Origin of the sequence: Megasphaera cerevisiae DSM 20462, from assembly GCF_001045675.1 — a bacterium.
GTDB lineage: Bacteria > Bacillota > Negativicutes > Veillonellales > Megasphaeraceae > Megasphaera > Megasphaera cerevisiae.
Genome location: NZ_LEKT01000031.1, coordinates 1 through 13,754 on the forward strand (window position 1 = coordinate 1; position 13,754 = coordinate 13,754).

The 13,754-nt window shown below is 40.9% G+C and carries 13 protein-coding genes and 1 tRNA gene; 12 read left to right on the forward strand and 2 right to left on the reverse strand.

Features of this window, described 5'->3' with window-relative positions; translation table 11 throughout:
* Positions 1-231: 231 nt before the first annotated feature.
* The 8 genes from AB840_RS09500 to AB840_RS09535 all read left to right on the forward strand — a co-directional run bounded on the left by AB840_RS09500 (position 232) and on the right by AB840_RS09535 (position 7,212).
* Positions 232-522 (forward strand): DUF2325 domain-containing protein, encoded by a 291-nt coding sequence (locus tag AB840_RS09500; protein WP_048514606.1) that lies wholly within the window; start codon positions 232-234, stop codon positions 520-522.
* Between the two features lie 42 nt (positions 523-564).
* Positions 565-810: a FeoA family protein gene (locus AB840_RS09505; RefSeq protein WP_048514607.1), complete on the forward strand. Its 246-nt coding sequence runs from the start codon at positions 565-567 to the stop codon at positions 808-810.
* Between the two features lie 2 nt (positions 811-812).
* Positions 813-3,200, forward strand: coding sequence for a ferrous iron transport protein B (gene feoB, locus AB840_RS09510; RefSeq protein WP_048514608.1), 2,388 nt, complete (start codon positions 813-815; stop codon positions 3,198-3,200).
* A gap of 39 nt (positions 3,201-3,239) precedes the next feature.
* Positions 3,240-3,443, forward strand: a complete 204-nt coding sequence (locus AB840_RS17825) for a hypothetical protein (protein ID WP_048514609.1) — start codon at positions 3,240-3,242, stop codon at positions 3,441-3,443.
* 192 nt (positions 3,444-3,635) lie between these two features.
* Positions 3,636-4,421, forward strand: a complete 786-nt coding sequence (locus tag AB840_RS09520) for an electron transfer flavoprotein subunit beta/FixA family protein (protein WP_048514610.1) — start codon at positions 3,636-3,638, stop codon at positions 4,419-4,421.
* Positions 4,422-4,434: 13 nt separating this feature from the next.
* A complete protein-coding gene (locus AB840_RS09525; protein WP_048514611.1) occupies positions 4,435-5,433 on the forward strand; it encodes an electron transfer flavoprotein subunit alpha/FixB family protein in 999 nt (332 codons plus the stop codon).
* 620 nt (positions 5,434-6,053) lie between these two features.
* Positions 6,054-6,401 (forward strand): transposase, encoded by a 348-nt coding sequence (locus AB840_RS17610; protein ID WP_048514612.1) that lies wholly within the window; start codon positions 6,054-6,056, stop codon positions 6,399-6,401.
* Positions 6,394-7,212 carry an IS3 family transposase gene (locus tag AB840_RS09535; protein WP_200809877.1) on the forward strand — a complete coding sequence of 273 codons (819 nt, stop codon included), beginning with the start codon at positions 6,394-6,396 and terminating at the stop codon, positions 7,210-7,212. The genes AB840_RS17610 and AB840_RS09535 overlap by 8 nt, the downstream gene beginning before the upstream one ends.
* Before the next feature lie 79 nt (positions 7,213-7,291).
* Here the strand turns inward: AB840_RS09535 and AB840_RS09540 are convergent, their stop codons facing one another.
* Entirely contained in the window at positions 7,292-7,564 is a 273-nt protein-coding gene (locus AB840_RS09540; RefSeq protein WP_048514614.1) for a hypothetical protein, read from the reverse strand.
* Between the two features lie 852 nt (positions 7,565-8,416).
* Between AB840_RS09540 and AB840_RS09545 the strand changes: the two genes are divergently transcribed.
* Entirely contained in the window at positions 8,417-10,204 is a 1,788-nt protein-coding gene (locus AB840_RS09545; RefSeq protein WP_234984816.1) for an APC family permease, read from the forward strand.
* 154 nt (positions 10,205-10,358) lie between these two features.
* On the opposite strand, the gene AB840_RS09550 is transcribed toward AB840_RS09545, so the two are convergent.
* A tRNA-Leu gene (locus AB840_RS09550) sits at positions 10,359-10,442 on the reverse strand.
* Between the two features lie 311 nt (positions 10,443-10,753).
* On the opposite strand from AB840_RS09550, the gene AB840_RS09555 reads away from it, so the two are divergent.
* The 3 genes from AB840_RS09555 to mnmA all read left to right on the forward strand — a co-directional run bounded on the left by AB840_RS09555 (position 10,754) and on the right by mnmA (position 13,740).
* A complete protein-coding gene (locus AB840_RS09555) occupies positions 10,754-11,377 on the forward strand; it encodes an ECF transporter S component (RefSeq protein WP_048514616.1) in 624 nt (207 codons plus the stop codon).
* Between the two features lie 124 nt (positions 11,378-11,501).
* Positions 11,502-12,659, forward strand: a complete 1,158-nt coding sequence (locus AB840_RS09560) for a cysteine desulfurase family protein (protein WP_048514617.1) — start codon at positions 11,502-11,504, stop codon at positions 12,657-12,659.
* Positions 12,652-13,740, forward strand: coding sequence for a tRNA 2-thiouridine(34) synthase MnmA (mnmA, locus tag AB840_RS09565; protein ID WP_048514618.1), 1,089 nt, complete (start codon positions 12,652-12,654; stop codon positions 13,738-13,740). The genes AB840_RS09560 and mnmA overlap by 8 nt, the downstream gene beginning before the upstream one ends.
* Positions 13,741-13,754: the final 14 nt, after the last annotated feature.

Here is a 13,754-nt window from a genome sequence, read left to right on the forward strand (position 1 = left end):
CGAATATTTTGAGATATTATATTTAAAGGTAATTTAAATGCAATAACATATGTTGTTTTGGTATGAATTTATGTAAAATGATATCTTGTTATTACTTTATTATTGAAAATCATTTTAAAGTATTGACAAGAATTACTTATTTTTATATACTAAACATGGTAATGAACGTCATTATCAATAAAGAAGGGATGTGTGAGTATTATTTACGGAGCACGAAGAGGAGCGATGTAAATGAGTGTTGTCATAGTCGGTGGTAACGATTGCATGGTTTGCCAATACAAAAATATATGTAAAAAATATTCGTATAAGGCAAAAGTTTTTACACAAGTTCCGAGTGATTTTAAATCTAAAATCGGTTCACCGGACTTAGTGGTTTTGTTCACTAGCACTGTTAGCCACAGCATGGTACGTTGTGCAGTAAAGGAAGCACAGCGCAAAAACGTGGAAGTTGTTCGTTCCCATACCAGCAGTTCTAACGCGCTTAAGTGTATATTAGAGTCCCGGACAGAGCGCTGCGAATGAATGTATGAATAAGCCTGCACGGAAAGAAGGGGAGGTATAGCAATGAACATTGTTACATTGGCAAAGATGGAAGTCGGTGAAACGGGTGTTGTCGACGCGCTGCAGGGTCACGGCAACATTCAACACCGCCTTGTGGATATGGGGGTCGTGAAAGGTTCCCATATTACGGTTGTCAAAAAAGCACCGCTTGGTGATCCGGTAGAGGTCAAGGTAAAAGGGTGCTCTTTGGCTTTGCGAATGAACGAAGCAGCTATGATTAACGTAGCTGTAGAAGGGGGTAAACAGTAGTCATGGAACAGGCAGGAAAAATAAAGATTGCTTTAGCGGGTAATCCTAACTGTGGGAAGACGACGATTTTTAATAATATTACAGGTGCTAAGCAACATGTCGGGAACTATCCCGGTGTTACTGTAGAAAAAAAAGAAGGGCACTGTAAGTTTGACGGCAAGGATCTACTCTTTGTTGACTTGCCGGGGACATACAGTCTTACGGCTCGTTCGCTTGATGAAGTTGTAGCAAGAAATGTTATTATTAATGAAAAACCAGATATTATTGTAAATGTGCTCGATGCATCTAACTTGGAACGGAACTTGTATTTGGCAGCTCAGCTTGTGGAATTAGATCGCCCTATGATTGTTGCACTGAATATGATGGATATTGCAGAACGCATGGGCGTCAAGATAGATCTGAAGAAATTAGGCGAACAGCTTGGAGCTGTAGTTGTTCCACTGGTGGGCAGCAAAAATATAGGGACAAAAGAATTGTTAGATGTCATTGTCAATACTAAAATGGCAGAAAGCATCATAAATGCTAAAGTGGATTATGGTGCTGAAGTAGAGCCTTCTATTCGGACACTGACAGATGCTATTGAAAAAACGGGTATTATCAAATATCCGCTTCGCTGGCTGGCGGTTAAGTTATTAGAAAACGATGAAGATGTTGTAGCGAAAGTAAAAGCCATGGAAGGAACGCAAAAAATCGTAACGTTGGCTTCTTCTTTACGGGATGGCCTTAAAAATCAGATTGATCTTGATTTTTATTTTGCGCAATGCCGTCATCAGTTTGCTGTAAAAGCTTTTAATAATTCTGTTGTTGCTGTTGGAACAAGCGATACATTATCTGATAAGATTGACCGCGTATTGACTAATCGAATTTTGGGTATTCCTATTTTTCTTGCTTTAATGTGGATTATGTTTACTGCTGTTATTGACTTAGGAGCATATCCTCAGGGATGGCTTGATACCCTATTTGGCATAGTTGGAGATTATTTAGGCAATGTAATTGTTGATGAACAGTTAAAATCACTTGTTGTTGATGGGGTAATCGGCGGTGTTGGATCTGTCTTAAGCTTTGTGCCGCTCATTATTCTTTTATATTTGTTTATTAGTTTGCTGGAAGATTCGGGATATATGGCCCGGGCAGCTTTTTTGATTGACCGTGCTATGAGATCATTAGGGCTGCATGGTAAATCTTTTATTCCTATGATCTTAGGATTTGGCTGTAATGTTCCGGGAATTATGGCGGCCAGAACGTTGGATAATGAAAAAGATCGTATGGTTACGATTCTTGCCTGCCCCTTTATGAGCTGTGGGGCTCGACTTCCAGTGTATACATTACTTATCGCAGCTTTTTTTGGAGCATCAGGATATGGAGGAACCGTGCTTTTTGGCATGTATATTCTGGGTATCATCGTAGCTGTTGGCGTTGCTGTTGTGATGCGTCATAGTGTGTTTAAAGGTGAACAGGAACCGTTTGTTATGGAATTGCCTCCGTATCATATTCCTACGATAAAAGGCGTTTTGATGCATATGTGGGAACGTACTATCCTGTACATTAAAAAAGCGGGTACGATTATTTTAGGTGCTTCTATTATCGTTTGGTTTCTTACGGCATATCCGATGGATGTTGAATATTCTCAGGATTTCAATGCTGCTCGTGATCAAGTTTCTGAACAGGCTGATGCTCAGACTGCTGCAATTCTTCAGTCGTATGGATTTTCTAATATTGAAGACAATGCTGAACTAAACGATATGTTCCAGTCTATGGTTGCTGCTGCCGATGAAGAAAAAGATGCCGAAGATAGTGAAGATCAAGATGTCCAAAGTGTTCAGCAGGCTGAGGAAATGGAAGCTAAGCCAGAGTATCCAGATGCATTTTCTGATTTACAAGAAAAAAATCCGACTATATACGCGCAGGCATTGCCTCTCTTTGATATTAAAACCAGGGCGGACGATGAAACCGGTGCTTTAGACGACAAGGAAAAAGCCGAAAAGTTGTCGCAAAGTTATGCAGCGCGCTTAGGCCGCTTTGTAGAACCGGCGATTGCGCCATTAGGCTTTGACTGGAAAATTGGGGTAGGTCTTGTTGCCTGCACTGCCGCTAAAGAAGTTATGGTATCTACTTTGGCTACGATTTATAGTGTTGAAGCAGATGATGCGCATGAAGCCAATTTGGTTACGTTCTTAGCGGAAGATCCGAGTTTTAATCCAGCAATTGCGTTATCATTAATGGTGTTCTGCTTGCTGTACATGCCATGCGTAGCATCGTTGGCCGTTATTAAACGTGAAACCAATTCTTGGAAATGGATGTTCTTCTCAGCAGGACTGGGAGTAGTTCTTGCGTATGTATTTGCCTTTGTTGTTTATCAACTTGCATTAATGGCTGGTTTGGGTGCGTAATAGAAGAACTTTAGATTTTATGGAAAGGGGGTAGTCTGATTGAGTCCGGCTATCATTATTGTCGGCATTGTTGTTCTCATTGCCGTCATCTACATGGTTCGTCATGTGCGCGGGTTGTTTAAGGGAACGGCTAGCTGCTGTGGCAATAGCTGTTCTGGTGGATGCTCGTCATGCCAGTCTGAAATAAGCGAAAAGAAGGTCGAAAAATCGAAATTACCTCCATATCGCGATAATGAAAAGTAGATTATAGGTTACTTATGCAAAAAGGCTGTCACGATGTGTGTGGCAGCTTTTTTTCGATAAAGATAGTATTATTTGAACATACTGGAAATGGAATAATATAAATAATATTTGTTATTAGTTGATAGATTGTTGAATATGTGTCATAATAAACACATAACGATGTAATAATATAGAACTGAAGGAGGTTTGAATATGAATATCGTAGTGTTAGTGAAACAAGTACCAGCTGTTTCGGATATCCAAATTGATGCAAAAGATAATAACCTTGTTCGTGTAGGCGCTCCGTCTATGCTAAATCCGGTGGATATGCATGCTATTGAAGCTGCTATTGCTGTGAAAGAAGCCGTGGGTGGTACTGTAACAATCTTGACAATGGGTACTGCACTGGCCGGTGAAGTTATGCGTGATGGTATTGCTGTTGGTGCCGATAAGGGTGTGCTGGTATCAGATGAAAGAATGGCAGGTTCGGATACGCTGGCTACTGGAAAGATTTTAGCAAAGGCAATTGAAAAGGTCGGCGGTGCCGATATTATATTTACAGGAAAACGTTCGACAGATGGGGATACGGGGCAGATTCCTCCTGCGGTTGCACAATATCTGGGAATGTCACTTATTTCATATGCTGAATCTTTTGAGGTAGAAGGAACAACCGTCAAGGCTACTCGTAAAAATAACGGCGGCATAGAAACGGTGGAAGCACAGCTTCCGATTGTGTGCTCGGTCATGGAAACAATGAATGCCCCCCGTCAGCCTAAAATCAGGGGAAAAATGAATGCCAAGAAGGCCGTATTTGATGTGCTGCGTTTGGAAGATATAGGGCTTGATGTTAAGGAAGCCGGAAAGGCTGGTTCTGCTACAAAAGTAACGGAGCTGTTTGCACCGGAACCACATCCGATGGGAACCATGGTGCAGGGAAATACTGCGACACAGGCGGCAAAGAATCTTGTGGATATACTTGTTTCACAAAAAATATTATAAGGAGGGGCGAATTATGAAGTTGAAACAAAATGTGTGGGTATATATTGAACTTGTAAATGGCGAATTAAGCCCGCTCAGTATTGAACTGTTGGGAAAGGGACGTGAATTGGCTGATTCCCGTAATACTACATTAGTTGGTCTGATTATTGGCAGCGGGGCCGAAAGCACGGCTAAGAACGTAATCGGTTATGGCGCTGATGCCGTTATTATTGCGGAAAATCCAGAATTGGTTTCTTTTGATTCGATCTTATATACTAAGGCTGTTGCGGATATAACTGCTAAATATGAACCAAACGTTATTCTTATTGGTGCTTCTAATAATGGACGCGATTTGGGTGGTCGTTTGTCTTCAGCGTTAAATCTTGGTCTTGTTGCTGATTGTATTGATGTGAATTATGAAGGAAATGACGATTCGCTTACCTGGATTCGGCCAGCTTATACAGGAAAACTTTTTGTCAAAATTTTAACGACAACTCGGCCTCAACTGGGGACCGTCAGTGATAAAATTTTCCGCGGCAATGCGTTTGATACTACTCGCAAGGGAGAGATAATCAAAGAAACTGTGGATATTGGTGATTTAAAACCCAGACAAAAGGTGACACATTTTGAGATTTTAACAGCTGAAGAGCTAGAGCTTTCTCTGGATACCGCTGATATTATTGTTGGAGCAGGCAGAGGTGTCGGCGATGCAGCAGGAATGGAAAAGGTTAAAGCTTTTGCGGATGCGATCGGAGCCGGTTTTGGTGTGTCTAAGCCTCTTGTTGATAACGGCTGGGCAAGTCATGATCTTCAGATTGGGATAACAGGAAAGAAAATTGCTCCGAAAATATACATTGCTCTTGGGGTATCAGGCGCTATTCAACATAAGCTTGGTGTTCAGGATGCAGAATTAATTATTGCCGTTAATACAGATCCAGATGCGCCTATTTTTCAATTCGCTCATTATGGAATTGTAGGAGATCTTTTTGAAGTAATGCCGGTACTGGAAGAAAAAATTAAAAATTTAAAATAAATTACAGTACATGTCATCATTTTTTTATGTGCAATCTGGCTGTATTTCAAGGGACTGCAACCGTATAAACTAGTAAAAAAAGTTGGATCCGCTATTCGGGTATCCAACTTTTTTTTGATATATAACTAAAAAAACAAAAAAGTTTTCACGGTATAATCAAAATGGGCTAAACTTCACAAAGTAAACAATAAAAAAGTAAACTGGATTTCATATCATAAAACAGTTGGTTTGGCTGCTGGATTATGCTGTTCCGTTAGAATCAGCTCCATTGGCAGCCAGCGGGGCTACCGGGAAGAACCCATTTTCAGAAATAAGTTGTGGACCATAAGATCTGGATTCATATCAGAATAAATTTGATAAAAAATGTCAATATTTTTGCTATTTATCGCTTTTTATATAAATATAATCTTAAATTTACAATATTAAAAAATATTATTGGATATAACAAAGAATTTTTTTGCGATGTACTCTTTTGGCAGGGGCATTAATTAAATATAGGATGATTTTAATGATGCGGGTCGCCAGTATCATTATAATGGTCTCATAAATTAAGACATTTTGGGAGCACGTTTATAATGAACCTGATATACTGTAGATAACACTTGAAAGAAGGTTCATTTATGTCCCAGAAAAGAAGACATTTCACAGCAAAATTCAAATCGGATCTAGTTCTCGAACTGCTCAAGGGCGAGAAAGATCTCCATGCAATAGCTATCGAAAATAGCATACAACCAAATCTTTTGCGAAACTGGAAAAAAGAATTTCTCGATAAAGCCTCTGTTGTATTCGATGATTCCCGAGAGGAGCATATCAGAGAAAAACTAGATGAGGAACGCAAAGAGAAAGAAGCATATGCTAAAAAGGTTGGCCAACTCACCATGCAGGTGGACTGGTTGAAAAAAAAATCTACAGAACTGCTTGGACCTGACTACGAAAGTAAATTTAGTCCGAAACCTTTTGATGACTAAGGAACTTCCCGCGCAGAAAGGCGCTGAATTACTTAAAGTAAATCGTACCAGCATCTACTACAAAGGCACACCTATTTCATCAGAAGAGCTTGCCTGTAAAGCTGTCATAGATCGTATTCATACGGATAATCCCGCTTGGGGGGCGCGTCAAATGTCATCCCAACTCAAAAGCCTCGGTTACTTGATCGGCCGCAGGAAAGCCCGTCGGTATATGACGGAAATGGGTATGGACGCGATATATCCAAAGATAAATCTGTCCAAACGTATGCAACAGGCGAAGGTATGCCCGTATTTGCTGCGGAATGCTGTAATAACTCGGCCAAATCAAGCATGGTCAATTGACATCACCTATATTCCCATCAAACGAGGATTCCTTTATTTAACCGCTGTCATCGACTGGTATAGCCGATGCATTGTTGGCTGGGAAGTAGATGACACATTAGACACCAGAATGGTCACCCATGCGCTCAAAAGAGCATTTAAAGTTGCGAAACCGCTAATTTTAAACTCAGATCAGGGCTGCCAGTTCACTAGCAAGGAGTATATTAAGTTTTTAAAGGAAAATAAGGTGCGCCAAAGCATGGATGGCAAGAGACGCTGGGCTGACAACATCATGATTGAACGTTGGTTCCGAAGTTTCAAGTATGAGGAAGCTTATCTGACTCAGTATGGCAATCTCAAAGAGGCGCGTCAAGCAATTAAAAATTATATCCAGACCTACAATTTTAAACGGCATCATTCAGCAATTGATTATCAGGCTCCAGCTACGCTGTACTATCCAGCAATGCTAATAGATTATGCCACGGCTTAAGGTTCATTATGAAATCTTTAGATTTCTGTCTTGACAAGTGAGCCATTATATCATTGGCATGAGTGGGGGATATTAGGTATTACCGTTCATTTTTGAGTTGGATGTGCTTCATTTCATAGACGGCTTTATTCATAAATAGAGCTGCGGCAATTAAAGATGGACCAGCTGAAGTGACGGATACAAATATATTTTGTGATGTCTGAGTTACAAATGTCAAGGCTCCCAGTACATACAGCATAATGTGCATGGCAAACTCAACAGATACACAACAGACGAAAAGAACAATAAAAAATACGGCTATTGCTGCCGGTGAAATTAAAATATACGGTAGGATAAATCTAAAAAATTTCATAAGCTATACCTCCCTAAAAGTAAAGCAATTCACTGCACAACGAGTTCTGTTTTATATAGTATATACCTCTTATATCTAAATGTCTATAAAAATGAGAAAGAAAATGATAATAAAAGTGAGATGAATAATGATAATAGTTGACGCCGCAATTATTAAAGTATGCGTTTGAAAAACGAGGTGGAGTCCCAAAAGCACACATAGCAAATTATTTATAAATCAGCCAATATTTATAAATATTACAATAAAAAGTATTCTGTAAATCACAATAGCATTAGGGATTTCATATAACCTACATTTGAGATACAGCATCTGTGCAGTGATAAATTAAGCATCTACAGCAGTCATTCGCCGATCCTTTTCTGAGTATGGGGGACAGTGTGCATAACGCTGTTTCTTTTGGTATAAAACGCCGTATGATAAACGGGGTACATGAAAAAAAAACGCAGTGCCAGTGTGGCGGGCAGTGTGTTTAAACGCAGTTTTTAGATCTGGCGAGTGTTTCGCGCTTAACTGCTCCTGCGGCGTCATCCTGTTAGCAATAAGCATATGTGTTGACACATTTGAAGGCAGTCAGGAATACGGTTTTATCTACGCATATATTGCGTTATCCCGGTTCTGCGAAATATTTATGTACGTTTTTTTTGTAAGGAATGTTTAGTTGTTTGTTATTTTACAAGTAAGTCTTAAAATAAATGTGATATATTTGTATTTTTATTATTGACTAATAATTATATTGATGGGTATAATTAATAACTAGATGTTTTAATTCACTTTACGTATAAAGGAGCGTATTATTTCATGTTTAGGACTATATCTCGGTGGCTGATTGGCAAGCCCCTGGAGAATGAGAGAATGGAAAGTGAACGCATTCCAAAATGGAAGGCTCTGCCCATTTTTTCTTCTGATGCATTGTCATCTGTTGGATACGGGCCAGAGCAGATTGCACTGATTTTATTTTCCATTCCGGCCTTATATGCCTATTTTGGCGCTGTCGTTGTTGCTATTATTATATTATTGGGAATTGTTGCGTTATCTTATTCTCAAGTCATAAAGGCCAATCCAGGCGGCGGCGGTTCGTATGCCATTGCTATGAAATATTTAGGTGTATATCCGGCTCTTGTTGCGGGGGCCTCTTTGTTTTCTGATTATATTCTTACTGTTGCGGTTTCCATATCATCGGGGACTGCGGCCATTATCAGCGCGTTTCCCATATTAGCACCCTATCACTTATATTTGGATATTTTTGTGCTGGTTTTTGTTTTGATGATATTTAATTTACGGGGAGTGCAGGAAGCGTCTACAATGTTTGTATGGCCGACGTATATCTTCCTTGGCGCTGTTTTTCTAACGATTTTCAGCGGGTTATATCAAGTTTTCATTCTTAATGCCACACCAGGGGTTGTTGCAGTTTCTGATTCACCACCTATGGGAATGTTTACCGTATTATTGCTGCTGAGAGCATTTGCTAATGGCTGCAGTTCTATGACCGGTGTGGAAGCTATTGCTGATGGAGTCCCTTTATTCAAAGCGCCACAGGAACGCAATGCCATGATTACGACGGGAATTATGGCGGCTATTTTGGCTTGCATGCTTGGCGGAATCAGCTATTTGATCATTTATTTTCATTTATTGCCGGTTGAGGGGGTTACCCTCATGTCTGAGTTAGTTCAGCATGTTTTTGGTCGAAATATAATTTTTTATTTCATTCAAGTAATGACCATGATTATTCTGTACTTGGCTGCCAATACGGCCTATAATGGATTGCCGCCGTTATTGTCCTTTATGGCTCGTGACGGTTATGTACCGCGGTACTTTGGTAATCGTGGAGAACGGCTGAGCTTTTCTAACGGTATTGTTTTGCTTACTATTGGGGCCGCTATTCTGATTCTCGGATTTAACGGTAATGTGGAACATTTAATATCCCTGTATGCTGTTGGTGTGTTCCTGTCTTTTACCATTGCTCAGACTGCAATGGTTATTCATTGGCACAAGACAAGAGAACACAACTGGAAGATATATGCTCTTATTAATGGGACGGGTGCTGTTGTTACCACCTTTGTTGTCATTATTGTACTGATTACTAAATTTATTTATGGGGCATGGATTATTTGCCTGCTTATACCCGTTCTTGTTTATTTATTTATTAAAGTTCATAAGCATTATAACGATGTTCGGGATCAACTTGTTTTGACGTCAGAAGGATATAAAGAAACGATGGTGCCGGCACTGGGCCGTCATATCGTTGTTATTCCGGTAGCATCTCCGACGCAGGCAGTAGCCCGTGCGATGCGGTATGCAAAAATGATCAGGCCGTATAAGATTTATGCCGTGCATGTTTGTACCGATGTTGCTCGTGGTGAAAAAGTCAAAAAATTATGGGAAGATCTGGAACCGTCTGTTCAATTAGTGATGATTCCATCTCCGTATCGGCAGTTAACAGATCCGTTGATTCGATTTTTATATCGTTTACGACGTCGCGTGGGGCCGCAGGATGCCATTACTGTTCTTATTCCTGAATTTGAGCCTAAAAAATTGTGGCATCGATTGCTTCATAACCAGAGCGGGAGTATTTTACGGTTGCGGATACTGAATTATCTGGATGTCGTTGTTTCGACTGTTCCTTTGAAATTTAAACGCTGAATAACAAAATGGAATTCTACAGCTTATGCCCTTCGGGCTGGTTGAATTTTTCATTGGCACGTAAAATTTTACCACAAAATAAGGATCACCGGCTCTTTCGAGCTAGTGATCCTTATTTGTTTTTATAGGGAGTGTTATTTCACAGCCCATTCTTTGGTGCGAGTGAAGGGACTTGAACCCTTACGGTGTAAACCGCCAGATCCTAAGTCTGGTGCGTCTGCCATTCCGCCACACTCGCAAATATAAATGTTACGTATGCTATTCTAACATAGAAGTCGATATGAAACAAGAGCAAAATCTAAAACACTGTCTGCAAAACTGTAAATGACAATATAAATAAGCACTATATATGATTTTTATAACCTATGCGCAGGGTATTGGCAAGATTGGCCAAGTATGGTATACTACGCGTGGTGTCGCAGGCAATCCTGCTGAAATGCGATTGGGTCTGTATCAATAGAGCGAAACCACAATATGAAGGCCTGTTGGTAACACCGTTGTATCATTGCGACTTGTATCTTTTAAAAGAGCGAGAACGGAGGAGTAAGTATGCAAAAAGAATTAGGTATGAAGCGTGTTGGCAACGTACGAAAACGTCCGCTGTTTACGACACGGGATTTAACGATTATAGGCATGCTGTCAGGTATTACCATTTTATTGGGAGTGACTGGATATGGATTTATTCCATTGCCTATGATGAAAGCAACGATTCTTCATGTACCTGTTATTATTGGAGCACTTGTTGCAGGACCGCGGGTTGGATCAATGGTTGGTTTTATTTTTGGCTGTTTCAGTATTTTTCAGGCTGTTACGGCACCGGTTTTACTGTCGTTTGCTTTTTTAAATCCGCTGATTTCTATTTTACCTCGTGTGTTTATCGGTATTGGTGCGTATTATATTTATAAATGGGTATTGGCAGCGATTCATAAAGAAACGGTTAGTCTGGCTATTGCAGGAATTGCAGGTTCGATGATCAACACAGTAGGTGTTATGGGTGGCATTTATATTATTTATGCTAAAGATTTTGCACAGGTAAGAGAGATACCGTTGGATAATGTCATTAATATTATTTTGGGAATTTGCGTATTTAATGGTATCCCTGAAGCAATTATATCTGCTGTTATTACAGTCCCAGTCATTGCCGTACTGAAGAAAGCCGTAAAAAATAAATAGCAAAACTATGGTAAGCTGTCGCGGTTTTTTACCGGGGCAGCTTTTTTTTTGCGGTGGTGGTTACTAGTCACTGCTTTTGTATTATGGTATTATAATTAGTAAGCTTGAAATGAAGGAGACTACCATGGAACGTATATATTTAGACAACGCTGCGGCGACGCCGATTGATCAACGAGTACTTTATGCGATGCTGCCTTTTTTGACGACCCAGTATGGCAATCCATCGAGTCTGCACTACTTTGGACAACAGGCTCGGGCTGCAGTTCATAAGGCAAGAGCGCAGGTCGCACATTCTTTAGGTGTACAGGCTCAAAATATCGTTTTTACAAGCGGCGGGACCGAAGCGGACAATCTGGCAATCAGGGGATATTTACAAGCGAATCATCCTGACGGCGGACATATTATTACAACTGCTGTTGAACATCATGCGGTTCTCAATACGTTTCAGGAAATGGCATATAAAGGATACAATGTTACATTTTTACCTGTAGATGAAAATGGCCGTGTTGACGTGGCAGATGTACAAAAGGCCATTCGTCAGGATACCATTTTGATTTCTGTCATGTATGCCAATAATGAAACGGGGACGGTCCAGCCCGTCAAAGAAATTGGCATGACAGCTCATAAAGCTGGAGTAATGTTTCATGTGGATGCCGTACAGGCATTTGGATATATACCTATTCGGCCTTTAGCAGATCACATTGATTTATTGACCTTATGCGGGCATAAGATATATGGCCCCAAGGGAGTGGGAGCCTTATATGTGCGTCAAGGGCTGAAGGTGGCACCGGAAGCTTACGGCGGCTCGCAGGAACATCATTTGAGGGCAGGGACAGAAAATGTTGCTGGTATAGTTGGGCTGGGTGCGGCCTCGGCAATATTGGAAGAGGAACGGCAAGCTAGATGTGAGCAGGCGGCCGCTTTGAAACATTTTTTTTATGAGCACCTGATTCAGCATGATGCGCGGTTTCGTTTGAATGGATCAATGACTGCAGCGCTGCCCAATATTATCAATTTCAGTATTCGTGATGCCGATGGATCTGTTATACTTATTGCGTTGGATATGAAAGGGCTTGCCGTTTCGGCAGGAGCGGCCTGTGAGTCCGGCGCGGTAGAGCCATCTCATGTGCTTTCTGCTATGCATGTACATGAGCCATGGCTGCGCAGTAGTATCCGCGTTTCTTTTGGCAAAGAAAACACACGGGAAGATATAGAAAAGGCCGTCCACATAATTAAAGCAATGCTCGATTTGACAGGATCTAAGGAGGATCATCATGAGTAAACGGGTCGCAGTCGCAATGAGCGGCGGCGTAGACAGTTCTGTCACGGCGGGGCTGTTAAAAGAAAAAGGATATGATGTTATTGGTATTACGCTGCGCTTATGGGAAGAAGATACGCTGTGCGAGCCTATCAATAATATACATGCCTGTTGTTCTTTGTCGGCAGTAGATGACGCTAAAGCGGTAGCATCTATTCTTGAGATTCCTCATTATACTTTGGATTTTCGGGAAATTTTTTATCATGAAGTTATTCAATATTTCATTAAAGCATATGCGGAAGGGCAGACACCTAATCCGTGTATTGCATGTAATAAATTCATAAAGTTTGGTCTTTTATGGGATAAGGCTAGCCAGTTTGGTGCAGATTATCTGGCAACTGGTCATTATGCCCGTATTTCTTATGATTCAGAACGGGAGATATTCAGTCTGTTGCGTGGCACGGATCGTCGCAAAGACCAATCCTATGTATTATATCAGTTGACACAGGATATGCTGTCCCATGTGTTGTTTCCCATGGCTGACTTGAAAAAAAAATATACACGGGAGTTGGCTAGGAATTGGGGACTGCCTGTTTTTAATAAACCGGAAAGCCAAGATATTTGTTTTATACCGGATAATGATTACAAACATTTTTTGCGCAAAAATGTACCGGATTATTTTAAGCCGGGGGATTTTGTGGATCAGAATGGACATGTTGTTGGGCGGCATAAAGGTATTCCTTGTTATACGATCGGACAGCGGCGAGGATTAGATCTGGGTGGTCCTGGCGGACCTTATTATGTGACCGCCATCGATACCGTCAATAATATAATTCTTGTGGGCCCGGAGCGGAATCTTTTTTCCACTATGGTTCGGGCAGTTGATGCATCATGGGTAGAGACTATTCCGCAGCATCCATTTCAAGCAATGGGCAAAATACGGTATGCTGCTAAAGAAGCGTTGTGTATGGTATATCCTGATGGGGATACTGCGGTACATGTAGAATTTGCAAAACCACAGCGAGCTGTGACTGCCGGACAGGCACTTGTCCTATATAATCCGGAGGACGGTGAACGTGTTCTTGGCGGCGGAGTTATCGTTTAAGAAAAAGGAGACAT

Excerpts from the sequence above, each read along its gene's own strand:
- AB840_RS09500 (WP_048514606.1), top strand. The coding sequence starts at position 232 with ATGAGTGTTGTCATAGTCGGTGGTAACGATTGCATGGTTTGCCAATAC.
- AB840_RS09505 (WP_048514607.1), top strand. The coding sequence starts at position 565 with ATGAACATTGTTACATTGGCAAAGATGGAAGTCGGTGAAACGGGTGTT.
- feoB (WP_048514608.1), top strand. The coding sequence starts at position 813 with ATGGAACAGGCAGGAAAAATAAAGATTGCTTTAGCGGGTAATCCTAAC.
- AB840_RS09520 (WP_048514610.1), top strand. The coding sequence starts at position 3,636 with ATGAATATCGTAGTGTTAGTGAAACAAGTACCAGCTGTTTCGGATATC.
- AB840_RS09525 (WP_048514611.1), top strand. The coding sequence starts at position 4,435 with ATGAAGTTGAAACAAAATGTGTGGGTATATATTGAACTTGTAAATGGC.
- AB840_RS17610 (WP_048514612.1), top strand. The coding sequence starts at position 6,054 with ATGTCCCAGAAAAGAAGACATTTCACAGCAAAATTCAAATCGGATCTA.
- AB840_RS09535 (WP_200809877.1), top strand. The coding sequence starts at position 6,394 with ATGACTAAGGAACTTCCCGCGCAGAAAGGCGCTGAATTACTTAAAGTA.
- AB840_RS09540 (WP_048514614.1), bottom strand. The coding sequence starts at position 7,564 with ATGAAATTTTTTAGATTTATCCTACCGTATATTTTAATTTCACCGGCA.
- AB840_RS09545 (WP_234984816.1), top strand. The coding sequence starts at position 8,417 with ATGGAAAGTGAACGCATTCCAAAATGGAAGGCTCTGCCCATTTTTTCT.
- AB840_RS09555 (WP_048514616.1), top strand. The coding sequence starts at position 10,754 with ATGCAAAAAGAATTAGGTATGAAGCGTGTTGGCAACGTACGAAAACGT.
- AB840_RS09560 (WP_048514617.1), top strand. The coding sequence starts at position 11,502 with ATGGAACGTATATATTTAGACAACGCTGCGGCGACGCCGATTGATCAA.
- mnmA (WP_048514618.1), top strand. The coding sequence starts at position 12,652 with ATGAGTAAACGGGTCGCAGTCGCAATGAGCGGCGGCGTAGACAGTTCT.